The 14,918-nt window shown below is 50.4% G+C and carries 12 protein-coding genes; 3 read left to right on the top strand and 9 right to left on the bottom strand.

All coding sequences use genetic code 11. The features are described from left to right. Window positions 1-12 precede the first annotated feature (12 nt). The 3 genes from JNUCC22_RS13085 (at window position 13) to JNUCC22_RS13095 (ending at window position 3,935) form a co-directional block, all read left to right on the top strand. A complete protein-coding gene (locus tag JNUCC22_RS13085) occupies window positions 13-1,098 on the top strand; it encodes a CdaR family transcriptional regulator (RefSeq protein WP_020956173.1) in 1,086 nt (361 codons plus the stop codon). Between the two features lie 99 nt (window positions 1,099-1,197). Then, entirely contained in the window at window positions 1,198-2,610 is a 1,413-nt protein-coding gene (gene glcD, locus JNUCC22_RS13090; protein ID WP_007408109.1) for a glycolate oxidase subunit GlcD, read from the top strand. Continuing rightward, complete coding sequence (locus JNUCC22_RS13095; protein ID WP_025285083.1) at window positions 2,607-3,935, top strand: (Fe-S)-binding protein; 1,329 nt, start codon at window positions 2,607-2,609, stop codon at window positions 3,933-3,935. The genes glcD and JNUCC22_RS13095 overlap by 4 nt, the downstream gene beginning before the upstream one ends. Before the next feature lie 69 nt (window positions 3,936-4,004). Here the strand turns inward: JNUCC22_RS13095 and cstA are convergent, their stop codons facing one another. The 9 genes from cstA to araB all read right to left on the bottom strand — a co-directional run bounded on the left by cstA (window position 4,005) and on the right by araB (window position 14,918). Then, window positions 4,005-5,801 (bottom strand): carbon starvation protein CstA, encoded by a 1,797-nt coding sequence (gene cstA, locus JNUCC22_RS13100; RefSeq protein ID WP_106080218.1) that lies wholly within the window; start codon window positions 5,799-5,801, stop codon window positions 4,005-4,007. 110 nt (window positions 5,802-5,911) lie between these two features. After that, complete coding sequence (locus JNUCC22_RS13105; RefSeq protein WP_106080219.1) at window positions 5,912-7,411, bottom strand: arabinosylfuranosidase ArfA; 1,500 nt, start codon at window positions 7,409-7,411, stop codon at window positions 5,912-5,914. 18 nt (window positions 7,412-7,429) lie between these two features. Next, window positions 7,430-8,257: an arabinooligosaccharides ABC transporter permease AraQ gene (locus JNUCC22_RS13110; protein ID WP_007612991.1), complete on the bottom strand. Its 828-nt coding sequence runs from the start codon at window positions 8,255-8,257 to the stop codon at window positions 7,430-7,432. Window positions 8,258-8,275: 18 nt separating this feature from the next. Further along, window positions 8,276-9,217: an arabinooligosaccharides ABC transporter permease AraP gene (locus tag JNUCC22_RS13115; RefSeq protein WP_007408105.1), complete on the bottom strand. Its 942-nt coding sequence runs from the start codon at window positions 9,215-9,217 to the stop codon at window positions 8,276-8,278. Window positions 9,218-9,258: 41 nt separating this feature from the next. Continuing rightward, window positions 9,259-10,554, bottom strand: a complete 1,296-nt coding sequence (locus JNUCC22_RS13120; protein WP_007408104.1) for an arabinooligosaccharides ABC transporter substrate-binding protein AraN — start codon at window positions 10,552-10,554, stop codon at window positions 9,259-9,261. Between the two features lie 31 nt (window positions 10,555-10,585). After that, window positions 10,586-11,770 (bottom strand): sn-glycerol-1-phosphate dehydrogenase, encoded by a 1,185-nt coding sequence (locus tag JNUCC22_RS13125; protein WP_032866552.1) that lies wholly within the window; start codon window positions 11,768-11,770, stop codon window positions 10,586-10,588. After that, a complete protein-coding gene (locus JNUCC22_RS13130; RefSeq protein ID WP_108724791.1) occupies window positions 11,767-12,564 on the bottom strand; it encodes a sugar-phosphatase AraL in 798 nt (265 codons plus the stop codon). Before JNUCC22_RS13130 ends, JNUCC22_RS13125 begins: the two co-directional genes overlap by 4 nt. Continuing rightward, a complete protein-coding gene (gene araD / locus JNUCC22_RS13135) occupies window positions 12,551-13,240 on the bottom strand; it encodes an L-ribulose-5-phosphate 4-epimerase (protein WP_020956179.1) in 690 nt (229 codons plus the stop codon). Before araD ends, JNUCC22_RS13130 begins: the two co-directional genes overlap by 14 nt. Then, a complete protein-coding gene (gene araB / locus JNUCC22_RS13140; protein WP_007408100.1) occupies window positions 13,233-14,918 on the bottom strand; it encodes a ribulokinase in 1,686 nt (561 codons plus the stop codon). The genes araD and araB overlap by 8 nt, the downstream gene beginning before the upstream one ends.

The following is a 14,918-nucleotide window of genomic DNA, read 5'->3' on the forward strand; positions in this document are numbered from 1 at the left end:
AGGGGGATCGCCATGCAGTTACAGCCGGAACTGGCAAAGAAATTGATTGCCGAAGTCAAACATATGTACAGCCGCGAAGTGATTATTGCCGATACAAAAGGGATGATCATCGCGGGCACCAACGAGGCGCGCGCCGGATGGTTTCATGAAGGCGCACTGATCTGCGCGCGCGAAAAACGGAATGTCATCATTACGAAAGAAGATGAAAAACGGCTCGAGGGCGTAAAAGCAGGACTGAACCTCCCCGTTTTTTCAGGCCATGAAGTGATCGGAGTATTCGGCCTGACAGGAGACCCTGACGATATCCTGCCTTTCGGAGAATTGCTCAGAAAAATGACGGAGCTGTTTATTAAAGAAACGCGCCATATGGAAGAAGCGCAGTGGCGAGCGAGAATGCTTGAATCCTTTATGGTTGATTGGCTGCAGCTGAAAGAATGGTCTCCGGGCTTTTTAGAAAAAGCAAAGCTCATCGGCGCAGACCTTCACGCATACCGCCGGATCATACTCATTCAAGGCCGTTATGAGCAATATAAAGCGGAGGAGCTCGGGCGGCTCTGGCAGTACGAATGCCCTGAAGACCTGTTTGTCCGCTGGGGAAATGAACGAATTCTCATTAATCATGAAGCAAATTCGGCTTCCAAAACACAGCTCATTAAAAAGATCGGCGCCGTTTTTGGGCTGCCTGTCACCGCCGGCATCGGACGGATCGTTCCGGGAGAGCGCCTCACGGAATCATACGAACAGGCAGATAAAGCACTTTCAGCCGGAATCGGTGACAAGCAGGCCGTCTTTGAAGAAGATTTAAAACTGGATATGTGTCTTGCCGATATCACACCCCGCACGAGGTCGGAATTTTCACGGCGGGTTCTCGAGCATGTACTCGGCCGGGAAGAACTTCTGGATACGCTGCGCGCCTTTTTCGACCGGCAATTATCGTTAAAGCGCACCGCCGACGACATGCATATTCATATCAACACATTGCGCTACCGTCTTTCCAAACTGGAATCACTGACAAATATGAAGCTGGACCGCCCTGAAGACATAGCGGCTTTTTATTTGGCGCTGCGCTTTTTAGATCAACATACAAAAAGCACGTAATCATATCAACATTTTTCATATGTTTCTCCATAGTGTACGGAATCGTTTTTCTTTACAATTAAATGAAAAAGCTTTTCTTATCAGGGAGGTTGGGAGAACATGATTTCACGAGAGGCAAAAGAAGCGTTCATCCGGACGGTCGGGAAGGAGAATTATGATGATTCGGCGGCGGGCCGTCTTGTGTATTCTTATGATGCGGCTCCTCAGCTGCAAGCCATGCCGGATGCGGTAATCGCCCCCCGCAGTGCGAATGACGTGTCCCGTATATTAACGATTTGCAGCAGGCATGACATTCCGATCGTGCCGAGGGGTTCAGGCACAAACTTGTGCGGCGGCACATGTCCGTCTGAAGGCGGGCTTGTGCTTTTATTCAAACATATGAACCGCATTCTAGAAATCGATGAAGAAAATTTGACGGCAACCGTCCAGCCGGGCGTGATTACGCAAGATATGATCCGTGCGGTTGAACAAAAAGGTTTATTTTATCCGCCTGATCCGAGCAGCATGAAAATATCGACAATCGGCGGGAATATTAATGAAAATTCCGGCGGGCTGCGCGGTTTGAAGTACGGCGTCACCCGGGATTATGTCCTCGGCCTTGAAGCCGTCTTGGCTTCAGGCGATATCATCCGCACAGGAGGAAAGCTGACAAAGGATGTCGCCGGTTATGATCTGACCCGGCTTTTCGTCGGATCAGAAGGGACGCTCGGCGTTGTGACGGAAGCGACTTTAAAGCTGGTTCCGAAGCCGGAAACGAAAAAAACGCTGCTTGCACTCTATGAACATATTGAAGCGGCTGCGGAATCGGTTTCTGCCATCATCGCTGAAAAAATCATTCCGGCGACACTCGAATTTCTGGATCAGCCGACACTGCAGGTCATTGAAGATTACGCCAAGATCGGGCTTCCAACCGACGCAAAAGCGGTGCTGCTGATCGAACAGGACGGTGACATCGACACGGTCAGACGAGATATGGAAAAAATCGAAGCGATTTGTAAAAACGGAGCCGCCGTATCCGTCCAAACGGCTGAAACCGAGGAAGAGGCATTCGCGCTTACAGAGGCCAGACGGTCCGCATTATCAGCCCTTGCCCGGCTGAAACCGACAACGATTCTGGAAGATGCGACCGTGCCGAGATCACAAATTGCCAGCATGGTCAAAGCCATTAACGAGATTGCAGAAACATACGGCCTGTCCATCTGCACATTCGGCCATGCCGGAGACGGCAACCTCCATCCGACGTGCACCACCGATATCCGAAATACAGAGGAAATGGAACGTGTCGAAAAAGCTTTTGCCGCCATTTTTGAAAAAGCGATTGAGCTGGGCGGGACGATAACGGGTGAACACGGGGTCGGCATCGTAAAAGCGCCGTATTTAGAAATGAAACTGAAAACAGAAGGCATCACCGCCATGAAAGCGATCAAACAAGCGCTTGATCCCCAAAATCTGCTGAATCCGGGAAAAATATTCGCCAATTCATCAAGGAAACGCGTGGTGGTGATGAAATGACAACGGCTAAAGAGCAGCAACAAATTCAAACAGAATTCAAAACCCGCATGGATGAAGGTGAATTGCTGAACTGTATGCGCTGCGGCTTCTGCCTTCCTTCCTGTCCGACCTATATCGAATCGGGATTTCAAGAATCCCATTCGCCGCGCGGCCGGATCGCCCTGATGAAAGCCGTCACAGACGGACTGATCGAGCCGGATGAAGATGTCGAGCGCTCACTTTCGCTGTGTCTCGGATGCCGGGCATGCGAGCCCGTTTGTCCGGCAGGGGTCAATTACGGACAGCTGCTTGAAGAAGCGAGGGATATCATTCATCAAAATAAAAAACATAAGCCGGGCGTGCGCCTCTTGCGGAAAGCCGCCTTCACCGGGCTTTTCCCTCACCAAAACCGCATGCAGACAGCCGTGAATCTTCTCGGAATATACCAAAGATCGGGACTGCAGACCGCCGTCAGAAAAACCGGTATGCTGCGCGTTTTGCCTGAACATCTGCGCACAATGGAACAAGTGCTCCCGCCCGCCCCGAAACGGAAAGACATGAAGGAAAGGCCGCGTTTTCTTCCTGCCGCGGGTCCCGTCCAAAAACGGGCCGCTTTTTTCTCGGGCTGCTTAATGGATACGATGTTTTTAGCGACAAATCATGCGACAACGGCGCTTTTACAGGCGGCCGGGTGTGAAATCGCGGTCCCGGACGGCCAGGCGTGCTGCGGCGCGCTTCACGGGCACAGCGGAGAAAAAGAGATGGGAAAAGAACTGGCCAAGCGGAATATCGCGGCTTTTGAGGCGCTTGACGCTGATTATATCATTACAAACGCCGGCGGATGCGGCGCCTTTCTTCAGGAATATCCGCATTTACTGAAAGATGAACCTGGATGGGCGGAACGTGCCGAACAATTCGTCCGGAAGCTCAAAGACTTTTCATCCGTACTGGTTGATCTGAAGTTCCATCAAAAAAACCTGCGGGCGCAGTCTCCTCATATCGTCACATATCAGGACTCCTGCCATCTCCGCAATGTGATGCATACGTCAGAGGAACCGCGCACGCTTTTGAAAAGCATTAAAGGGGCTGAGTACAGAGAAATGGAAAAGGCCGACAGCTGCTGCGGGTCGGCGGGAATTTATAATATAACAGAGTCAGAGATGTCTATGAAAATATTAGACAGTAAGATGAAAGCCGCCGGAAAAACGGAGGCGGCCGTCATCGTGACAGCCAATCCCGGATGCCTTCTGCAAATGCAGCTCGGCATTTTACGCGAAGGATTAACAGGCCGTGTCCGCGCGGTTCATTTGGCGGATTACCTTTTGGAAGCGGCGGATTTGTCATAAGATGAAAGCAGAGAGACCGATCGGCTCTCTGCTTTTTTATGATGCTGCAATGTTCGGACGGCCGCGGATTTATCCGGGTATTGAAGCTTCCAGTCTGGCACTCGGATCACGCCATACATTCGCCCATTTTTTCACAGCCGCAATGATAATCACAAGCCCGAGAATGAGCATGATAATGGATAAAACGCCATTCAGCACGTTGTATCCCGCCGCTTCGGGGTTCAAATACACATACCGCACCATCCAATAACCCGCATAGTTGACGGTCACGTACAAATAAGCGAGAGGAATCAGGCATGTCAGCATATAGCGCCGCTTATCGGCTATTTTTAATACGACGGTCGCACCGATAATTAAGCCGACAGACGCCATAAGCTGATTGGATACGCCGAACAGCGCCCAAATGGAGCTGATGTCGCCCGAATACAGAAGATAGCCCCACAGCAGGCAGGCGAGCGCGCTTGAGAAAATCGAGCCCGGCAGCCAGTCTGTTTTTTTCAGCGGCTTATAGACCTCTCCGAAAAACTCTTGAATCAAGTACCGGGCGACACGGGTTCCCGCATCAATCGCCGTTAAAATAAACACCGCTTCAAACATAATGACGAATTGAAAAAAGTATGAAGCCAAATGACTGAAAAACGGAATCTCCGTAAAGATATACGTCATTCCGACGGCAAGCGTAACAGCGCCGCCCGTTCTTCCTTCCAGACTGAGCCCGATTTCTTTACTCAATTCAGGCAGATGGACGACATTCATCCCGAGGGTGCGGAATATTTCAGGCGTGCTGTTAATAGCAAAATAGTCGGCGGGCTCAAGAGCGGCAGCTGCAATGAGCGCCATAATTCCGACGAGACATTCCACAAGCATCGCTCCGAAAGCAACCGGCTTTATATCACTCCATTTATCCAGCATTTTCGGCGTTGTGCCGGAACCGACAAATGCATGAAAGCCCGAAATGGCGCCGCAGGCAATCGTTATTGAAATAAACGGCCAGACAGGACCCGCGATCACCGGCCCTCCGCCGTGAATAAACTCCGTTACGGCCGGAAATTTAATGGCGGGATTGACGAAAAAGACGCCTGCGATCAAAGCGGCAAAAACCCCGATTTTCATAAAACTGCTTAAATAGTCACGCGGAGCCAGCAAAAGCCAAACCGGAAGCGCCGCGGCGAAAAACGCATAAACAGGAAGCGCCACTGCAAGCGTTTTCGCATCCAGTGTCAGCATGTCCCCGAGAGCCGTTGTCTGCAGCCGCGGCCCGATGACAACACCGGCCATTAACAAAAGAAACCCGACAGTTGATGCGAGTTTGAGATTGCCCGTTTTTTTATAGTAGACGCCGACCCCCATCGCGATCGGAATCGTAATCCCCACCGCAAACGTTCCCCACGGGTTTTTCTCAAGCGCGTGCAGCACAACCATGGACAGCCCCGCCATCGTGATCGTAATGATAAACAGCATGGAAAGACCCGTGCAAAAGCCCGCCACCGGGCCAAGCTCTTCTTTGGCGACTTCAGAAAGCGTTTTCCCGTTTTTCCGCATTGATGCAAACAATACGACAATATCGTGCACGGCTCCTCCGATCACCGCCCCGATTAACAGCCATAAAAGCCCGGGCAGATAGCCGAACTGAGCTGCCAGAATCGGTCCGACAAGCGGGCCGGCAGCGGCGATTGCCGCGAAGTGGTGGCCGAATGACACCCACTTATTCGTCGGCACATAATCTTTCCCATCCTCAAGCACATGGGCCGGAGTCGGTGTCTGATCATTGATTTTTAATACTTTGACCATCATAAAGGTACCGTAAAGCCGATAGGCGATCGCCAGAATACATATAGACGCTATGACGATTGTAATCGCATTCATTTAATCCCAGCCCCTTTTCTCTTTTTCTAAATATTATCACAATTATCAGATAACAGTAGATGATTTTTGCGTAAAAAAAAGCCGGCGGCGCAGCCCGGCTTTTCGGAACGCTATTTTCCTGATAAACGGATGACATTCCAGGACAGCGGCTTAAAATGAGCCGTTATTCCTTCGGCGTTTGCGGAAGACGTCCCGTTGGAGTGAGGCGTGACTTCATTTCTGTTTTTTTGATTGGTCGCTTTCATATCCTGATGCTCCAGCACGATATGCTCAATGATGCGGTAATCTTCAAACCCTCTCAGTTTGATCTCCGTTTCCATCAGTTCCTTGCTTTTGTTGACGGCAAAAATGGTCAGTGCTTCATCCTCTTCATGGTAAACGGCCGCGGCATCAACATACGGCACATCCGTAAAATCCGCTGAGTCGTATTTCGGGGAGGTGATCAGCAGCTTCATTGAAGTCCCTCTCCCGTAGACAGAGGCGTGCATGTAAGGGTAAAAGATCGGCTGTCTCCATGCTTCTCCGCCCTTTTCAGTCATAATAGGCGCAATTACGTTGACAAGCTGGGCGAGACAGGCGATCTTTAGTCTGTCCGCATGCTGCAGCATCGTAATCAGCAGTGAACCGATCAACAGCGCATCTTCAAAATTGTAGATGTCTTCGAGAATCGGCCGGGCCGTAATCCATGGCTCCACTTTTTTATCCGCTTCATTTGAGTGATACCACACATTCCATTCATCTAAAGAAAGGTGAATCGTTTTTTTGCTGCGTTTTTTCGCTTTCATATAATCACATACGGCTGTGACGGATTTAATAAAATGGTCTAAATCCATCGACTTCGCCAAATAGTTCTCAAGATCATTTTCATGGTTGCCGTAATACGTATGCAGTGAGATGTAATCCACATGCTCATACGTATGCTCAAGCACCTCGGCCTCCCACTCAATGAAGGACGGCATGCCGCTGTTTGAGCTTCCGCAAGCCACCAATTCGATCGTCGGGTCCGTCCATTTCATCACCTTTGCCGTTTCAGCGGCGAGCCGTCCGTATTCATGCGCCGTTTTATGACCGATCTGCCAAGGGCCGTCCATCTCATTTCCTAAGCACCATGTTTTGATGCCGTAAGGTTTTTCATATCCGTGCGATTTTCGTAAGTCGCTCCAGTATGACCCTTCAGGATGGTTGCAGTATTCGACGAGGTTCCGGGCGGCATCGATCCCTCTCGTCCCGAGATTGACCGCCATATTCACTTCGGCGTTCACTTTTTTCGCCCACGTTAAAAATTCATTCGTCCCTACTTCGTTCGTTTCTGTCGCCTGCCATGCCAAATCTAGCCTCCGCGGGCGGTCCTTCACCGGCCCGACGCCGTCTTCCCAATTGTAGCCCGAGAGAAAATTCCCTCCCGGATAGCGGATGAACGGCACTTGCAATTCCTTGATTAACTCCTGCACGTCTGTTCTGAAGCCGTCCTTGTCGGCTTTCGGGTGTCCGGGCTCATAAATGCCTTCATACACCGCCCGGCCCATATGTTCTATAAATGATCCGTACATCCGTTTGTCCACTTCACCGATGATATATTCTTTATCTGCTGTAATCCCCGCTTTTTTCATTATATTTCCTCCCTCTCTCTATCCCTTCACTCCGCCTACTGTGAGTCCGGAAATGAAGTATTTTTGGAAAAACAAGAATATGATGATCACCGGCAGTATCGCAAAAACGGACCCGGAAATCAGCATGTCATAGTTGTTGCCGTACGGACTCAGCAGCCCTGAAAGTCCGATTGGAAGCGTAAACATTTCTTTCGACCGAAGCACGATCAGCGGCCATAAAAAGTTATTCCAGCTGTTTAAAGATTGAAGAATGATCATTGCCCCGAATGCCGGTTTCATGAGCGGCGCCATAATTCTGAAAAAAATGCCGAATTCGGTGCAGCCGTCCATTCTCGCTGAATCAAGCAGATCCTTCGGAAGTCCGAGCGCATATTGCCGGAAAAAGAACACGGCGACAGGTGACACAATAAACGGCAGAATCACTCCCGTATAAGAATCGATCAAATGAAGACCCACCGTCAATTTGAACAACGGGAGCATCATCACTTCAAGAGGCACCATCATAATGATCAGCACAAGAACGAAAATAATATTTCTGCCTTTAAATTCGTAGACACCGAGTCCGTAGCCGATCAAAGAGGAAAAAAACAGCGTGAGAACCGTGGTGAGAACGCCGAGCAGCAGGCTGTTAAAAAACCATTTGAAATAAATGCTCCCCCCGTTGAACAAATAGGTGTAGTTATCAAGGCTCATCACATCCGGATCAAGGCGCAGATTCAGCCCGATACGCATCAGCTCAGATGACGGCTTTAAAGAACCGAGCAATAGACAGATCATCGGAAAGATATACAACAGGCTCAGCATGATAAAAAACAAGGTAAACGCGACTCTGTACACGGAAAACATGTGATTGTTACGCACCGCTTATCCCTCCCCTTTAAACGAACCGGACAGTTTCAGTGAAACAAGACTGACTAGTAAGATGACAAGCAAAAGGACAATTCCGATTGCGGCCCCGTACCCCATTTCGTTGTATGCAAGCCCCTGCTGATATAAATAACCGACAAGCGTGAGGCCGATATTGCCCGGGGAATTATTCTGCCAAAGCACATAGCTTTCCTCAAACATTCTGAAACCGCCGATAATACTGATCGTTAACACATAAACGGACACCGGCTTTAAAAATGGAAGGGTAATATGCCGGAACTTTTTCCACGTGCTCGCCCCGTCAATTTCAGCCGCTTCATACAATTCTTTCGGCACGTTTTGCAATCCCGCCAGAAAGTAAAGAATGTTAATCCCCATCCACCTCCATGACGCAAGCAGCACCATTAAAAACATGCCGGTACCTTTGTTGTTGAGCCAGTTTTGGGGTGATGCGCCAAGCTTCATCATCAGCTCGTTTGCAAGCGACGTATTCATTTCTCCGAACATCAGACGGAAAATAATCCCCGCTACGATCGTCGATGTTAAAGCCGGTACAAACAGAGCCGATTTAAACACATTTCTGAACCTGACGAGCTTCGAATTCAGAATCACCGCCAAAAGAAGCGGCACCGGAATCAGCACGATCAGCGTCCAGAAGGTATATTCCAATGTGTTAAATAATGCCGTATAAAAGGTTGGATTAAGAAGAGCGGTATAATTGGAAAACCCGACAAATGTAATTTCTCCCGGCAGTATCCGTTGAAAGCTCATGATAAACACGCTGATAATCGGATACAAAAAGAAAACGAGAAACGAAATGATAAATGGCGCCGTAAAAAGATAAGGCGCCGCTTTTTTTGAATACAGCACATTGCGCCGGCGCGGCTTCTTCCGGACTGCAGAAACGGTTTGCGCTGTCTCTGTCTTTACAGGTCTCATAAAAGCTCCCCCGCTTTCACTGTTAAATAGGACGGCTTCTCCTATTTCTCTAATTGCTCTGCCGCCTCGTCCAAGGCTTCCTTAGGTGTTTTTTCCTGCGTCTTCAGCGCATCGAACAGCACTTGTCTGACAACGAGATCAGCCGCTTTAGAGAAGTCTTCATACAGATAAATCGGATTGATCTCATCTTTTATTTCAAGGAGCGAGGAAAAAATTGACGTACCGTTCCGGAAGAAATCCGTGTACTTGTTTTTCTCCTTCAATTCTTTTGAATCCCACACGTCCCAGCGGAGCGGGTCAAAGCCGAGCACCGTCCAAAGCTTTATATTCCCTTCCTTCGAACCTTTCGCAAAACCGAGAAATTCTTTCGCGAGCTTCAGATGTTCAGCCTGCTTCGGCACGACGGTGGCTGTTCCGCCTAAACCCGCTGATCTGTCACCGCCTTCTTTCCAGGCCGGCATAGGGTAAATCGCCATTTTTCCTTTTAAATCAGGCATATAATCGATAAACCGTCCCATGTACCAAATGGGCATCAGCACTGAGGCTGCCCCGCCCTGATTCATAAAACCGTAGTATTCTTCGCTGTGATGGCCGCCGCCGGGAGCCGGCAGAAGGGTTTTATCATTTACCATGTCCTTTACATAATTCAGTGTGTCTGTATTCGTCTTGCTGTTCAGAATCAATTTTCCGTTTTTGCTGTAGTAGCCTGACCCTTGCTGCGAAATCATGGATAGAAATGTGGCGGAGTCGTTTGTTTCAACCGTTCCCATCGGTTTCCCAGCGGCTTCACGCACTTTTTTCCCTGCCCGCCGGTAATCTTCCCATGTTTTAATGGAGGCGGGATCAACGCCCGCTTTTTTCATGATATCCATGTTGTAAAACATGACGGTCGTCCCCACATGTGTATCAAGGCCGTACAATTTTCCGTTTTTGCTGTATAAGGCCAGACGCGCTTCCACAAACTTATCGCGGTCTTGTTCAATCAGCGGCGTCAGATCGGCAAGCGGGATATCCTTCCCCTTCAGAAAGTTCGAGAACCGGCTTAATTCCACGTCGGCTATATCGGGAAGCCCCTCACCCGCGATCAGCGAAACCGATAAATTATCATGCATTTGTCCATAAGGATAAACAACGGTATTCAGCTTGATTTTGCGATCCGGATATTTCTGATTCCATTCTTTGACCATTTCCTGATAAAACTGTTCGTGCAGACCGTTAAACGTCCAAAACGTCAGCTCTGTTTCTCCCGGCCGGCCGGCAGTCCGTTTTTGTGAACAGCCGGCGGTAAACAAGAAGAGCATCATCAGCACCAAACATACAGCGGTCGTTTTTTTCATGTCATTACCCCTTCCACTTTAGGCTGTGCGGCTATTGATGCAAATGATGTGCAAAGAGCGCTGCATTTTCATTTATGATGGTTAAACCGGTATAACGGTCTCTCAGTGTGTGCGCATGCTTAAGCGCATCGCTGACAAGGTCCTGTTTTACACCGATCTCATCGAAACAGGCGGGACCTCCCGCAGATGCGAGCCACCCGGCAATTGTCTTGCCGTCGGGAAGCCCTTCATATGCAGATTGAATCGCCTCGCGAAAGTGCGGCGGCAGTTCAGCAAGCTTTTCGTGACAAGCCAGTTCTTTGTAAATATCACTCAGCACCGCGCACGCACAGCCGACCTTCGCACCATGGAGAATCGGAGGCTGTTTTGCCTTCAGCATTTCCATCTCAATCCAATGCGAGATGTGATGTTCTCCTCCTGAGGCGGGGCGGGAGTGGTCAAGCGCAAGCATGACAAGACCCGAAACGATCAGCGCTTCCATCAGCATCTGAATGCCGGCCTCCGTTCCCATGGCAATGGCAGCGCGGTGATCAATGCACTGCCAAAGCGCGTCTTTCACAAGCTTCGCCCCGGCTTCTGAGTACGGCTCACCCGCAAGCCTGCGGGAAATCTCCCAATCTGCCAGCGATGTTATTTTTCCGAGCATGTCTCCGAAGCCCGCGGCTGTCATTGAACGGGGCGCTTCTTTTAATACATTCGTATCCGCAAATAAGGCGATCGGCGCTTTCGTTTGAATCGTCGTTTTGATTCCGTTTAATATGAGCGGCGCTCCCGCCGACGTAAAACCGTCGACTGACGGAGCGGTGGGGAATGAGATAAACGGCAATCCGCGCTGGCAGGCGGCAAACCGCGTAATGTCGTGAATCGTTCCTGCACCGGCCGCAATGATGACATCCGTCTCTTCCGCGAGATTGATCAGCGTATAGACCAATGTCCTCTCATCAGCCGCGGCGGCCCCGGCTTCATGCTCCGGAATAATGACTTTTGACGCTTTGATCCCGCCTGCCCTCAATTCGTCCGCAAGCAGACGCCCCGCCGCCTCGTACGTGTTCCGGTCACAGACGATGACCGGATGATTCCAGCATTTTTTTTGCAGAAATCTGAGAAGCTCTTCTTTTGCATTCGCCCCGATCACGATATCTTCTATTTGAATCGGTGAGCGGCTGGCCCCTTCCTTGTCAAACTCGGATTGAATGTCCTCAGGAGAACGTTTCATAAAAGGGTTCCCTCCTTCGCTAATTCTGTCAGGTCTTTAATAGAATCAAGGACGATGTCAGGTTCATATAGACGGGGCTCCCCAAGTTTGGCCGACCCCGTCAGAACCAATACGCTTTTCATCCCGTACAGGCTGCCCATTGCGATATCTGATTCGAGGCTGTCTCCGATAATGGCGCATTCCTCAGAGGGAAGTCCGAGCGCTTCACATGCCGCCTCAGCCATCAGCCAAGACGGTTTGCCGATGACAAGCTCCGTTTTTGCTCCGGCGGATGCTTCAATGGCCCCGATCATTCCCGCGACATCCATGGCATGGCCGCCTTCATTCGGAAAGGAGCGGTCCCGGTTCGTGGCGATGATGCGCGCGCCGGAGGAAGCCGCCTTAAAAGCGAGATTCAGATCCTCATAGGTGACGGTTTCATGCAGGGAGATGACAAGCCAGTCTGCCGCCTGCGGGTTTTGCGCCAGGGCGACACCCGCTAAAGCGAGTTCATCAGTCAGCCCTTTTTCTCCTAACACCCACGCCTTTGACAAAGGATAATGCTTCTTTAAAAATGATGCCGTCACACTGGAGGACAGCACGATGCTCCGTTCATCCGTGCGGATACCGGCACCCAGCAGTTTCTTTCGGCACATTGCTCTTGATAGATTGCCGCGGTTGCTTAAAAAGACAACGGCTTTGCCCAGTGACTGAAGGGTATGAACGGCTTCTTTTGCGCCGTCAATCAGCTCCCGCCCCCTGAATACGGTTCCGTCTAAATCAATCAGAAACCCGGCTGCGTCAAGTTTGGCCATAATAAGCATTCGCCCCGTGTTTTCTGTAAAAATGCTTATCATGCAGCACTCTGTCGATCGGACTGAGCTGTTTGTTCAGCATAAGAGAATGGTAGGCCATTTCCGCTACCGTTTCGAGCACAACGGCGTTATGCAGGGCATTCAGCGCGTCCGTTCCCCAGCAGAACGGGCCGTGGCTGTGGACGAGGACACCCGGGTTTTGTTCATACGGTTCGTTTTGAAAAGTTTCGGCTATGACTTTGCCTGTATGATATTCGTAATCTTTCACAATTTCTTCTTCATACATTTCCCTCGTGCAGGGTATAGCGCTTTCAAAGTAATCCGCGTGAGTCGTTCCGAGAGCGGGTATGTCTCTTCCGGACTGTGCCCAGCTCGTCGCCCAGCGGGAGTGCGTATGAACGATTCCGCCGATAGACGGAAACGCTTTATACAGATAAAGATGGGTCGGCGTGTCAGAAGACGGTTTCAGCGAGCCTTCGAGAATGTCTCCGTCCTCATTCAGGACGACCAGTTTGTCAGCGGTCAGCTCACTGTAATCGACACCGCTCGGTTTAATGACGATTCTCCCGCTCTCTCTGTCAATGCCGCTGACATTCCCCCATGTAAACGTGACAAGGTTATGTTCCTCAAGCTTCAGATTGGCAGCGAGCACTTCTTCTTTTAACGCTTCAAGCATGGCGGCTTCCCCCTTTCGCAAAATCACGGTTTTTAATGGCTTTCAGGCGTTTCATGACATTGTTTTCTTTGCCGAAGTAGTGAACGAGCTCTTTATATTCCGCATATAAGCTGTCATAAATCTCAGCTCTTTTTCGATCCGGGACATAAGAGCCGTCTTTTAATTTCCCCATATGCGCACATGCTTCAGCAATATTGGAGTATCCCCCGTTTTCCCGTCCCGCGGCGAGCGCTCCGAAAATCGCGGAGCCCAGTGCCGGCGCCTGCGGAGACCCGGATAATTGAATGTCCATATTTGTGACGTCTGCATAAATCTGCATGACAAACGGATTTTTTTCGGCGATTCCTCCGGCTGCGTAAAGCTCCTCGACCGGAACGCCGTTTTCCCGAAACGTTTCGATAATCATCCTCGTTCCGAACGCCGTCGCTTCAATCAATGCCCTGTAGATTTCTTCCGGCTTCGTGTGCAGCGTCATGCCGAGCATCATGCCCGTCAAATCGGCGTCCACCAAGGTTGACCGGTTTCCGTTCCACCAGTCAAGCGCGAGAAGGCCGCTTTCCCCCGGAACAAGTTCAGCTGCTTTTTTGCTGAGCAGCTCGTGAATGTCTATGTGTTTATCCTCAGCTTCCTTCTCATAGTCTCTCGGAACGCACGTTTTGACGAACCATTCAAAGTGGTCGCCGACACAGGACTGTCCCGCTTCATATCCCGCATATCCGGGCAAGATGCCGTTATTGACGACCCCGCACATACCGGGGACGATATGTTCTTCCTCGCCGAGCAGCACATGGCAGGTAGACGTTCCCATAATCATCAGCATTTTCCCCGGCTCTGTAATACCGACCGCGGGCACTGACACGTGGGCGTCGACATTGGCGACGGCAACGGCCGTCCCCGGCAGAAGCCCGGTCAGCTCCGCCATTTTTTCGGTCAAACCTCCTGCCTTTTCCCCGACTGAATAAATGGTGCCGCTTAATTTATCTTTTGTAATCGTTTTCATTAACGGGTTGAGCTTTTCAAAAAAATGATCCGGCGGATACCCCGTCTCCTCATTCCAGATTGCTTTGTAGCCGGCCGTGCAGTTGCTTCGCTTCAATGAACCGCACAATTGATAGACGATCCAGTCTGCCGCTTCCACAATCCGATCTGCCGCCTTGTATATATGCGGCGCTTCTTCCGCGATTTGCATGATTTTCGGGATCATCCATTCAGAAGAAATTTTACCGCCGTATCTTTTAAGGAATGTTTCTTTTGTGTCTTCGGCAATCGTGTTCAAACGGTCTGCATGTTTTTGAGCCGCATGATGCTTCCAAAGCTTCACATAACTGTGGGGCTCCCGTTCAAATTCCGGCAGCATACAAAGCGGCTGCCCCGCACCGTCTATCGGCAAAATCGTGCAGGCGGTAAAATCAATTCCTATGCCGATCACGTCTTTTGGATCAGCGCCCGCCTCTTGAAGCAGGTTCGGAATCGCCGTTTCCAGAACTTCGATATAATCGGCAGGATGCTGAAGCGCCCAGTCCCGAGGGAGTTTTTCACCCGTCTTCGGCAGCGTGCGGTCGATGACGGCATGAGTATATTCTTTTACCGCAGACGCGATTTCTTCGCCCGTGCGGACATTGACAAGCACCGCCCGGCCGGACAATGTGCCGAAATCAACACCAATCGTATACGCCAT

The organism is Bacillus sp. JNUCC-22 (assembly GCF_018861275.1).
In the GTDB taxonomy this organism is placed as follows: domain Bacteria; phylum Bacillota; class Bacilli; order Bacillales; family Bacillaceae; genus Bacillus; species Bacillus velezensis.

Coding starts and splice junctions, on each gene's coding strand:
- JNUCC22_RS13110 (WP_007612991.1), bottom strand. CDS start 8,257: ATGTTTTCCGTGTACAGAGTCGCGTTTACCTTGTTTTTTATCATGCTG.
- JNUCC22_RS13115 (WP_007408105.1), bottom strand. CDS start 9,217: ATGAGACCTGTAAAGACAGAGACAGCGCAAACCGTTTCTGCAGTCCGG.
- araB (WP_007408100.1), bottom strand. CDS start 14,918: ATGGCGTATACGATTGGTGTTGATTTCGGCACATTGTCCGGCCGGGCG.
- JNUCC22_RS13120 (WP_007408104.1), bottom strand. CDS start 10,554: ATGAAAAAAACGACCGCTGTATGTTTGGTGCTGATGATGCTCTTCTTG.
- cstA (WP_106080218.1), bottom strand. CDS start 5,801: ATGAATGCGATTACAATCGTCATAGCGTCTATATGTATTCTGGCGATC.
- JNUCC22_RS13130 (WP_108724791.1), bottom strand. CDS start 12,564: ATGGCCAAACTTGACGCAGCCGGGTTTCTGATTGATTTAGACGGAACC.
- glcD (WP_007408109.1), top strand. CDS start 1,198: ATGATTTCACGAGAGGCAAAAGAAGCGTTCATCCGGACGGTCGGGAAG.
- JNUCC22_RS13095 (WP_025285083.1), top strand. CDS start 2,607: ATGACAACGGCTAAAGAGCAGCAACAAATTCAAACAGAATTCAAAACC.
- JNUCC22_RS13085 (WP_020956173.1), top strand. CDS start 13: ATGCAGTTACAGCCGGAACTGGCAAAGAAATTGATTGCCGAAGTCAAA.
- araD (WP_020956179.1), bottom strand. CDS start 13,240: ATGCTTGAAGCGTTAAAAGAAGAAGTGCTCGCTGCCAATCTGAAGCTT.
- JNUCC22_RS13125 (WP_032866552.1), bottom strand. CDS start 11,770: ATGAAACGTTCTCCTGAGGACATTCAATCCGAGTTTGACAAGGAAGGG.
- JNUCC22_RS13105 (WP_106080219.1), bottom strand. CDS start 7,411: ATGAAAAAAGCGGGGATTACAGCAGATAAAGAATATATCATCGGTGAA.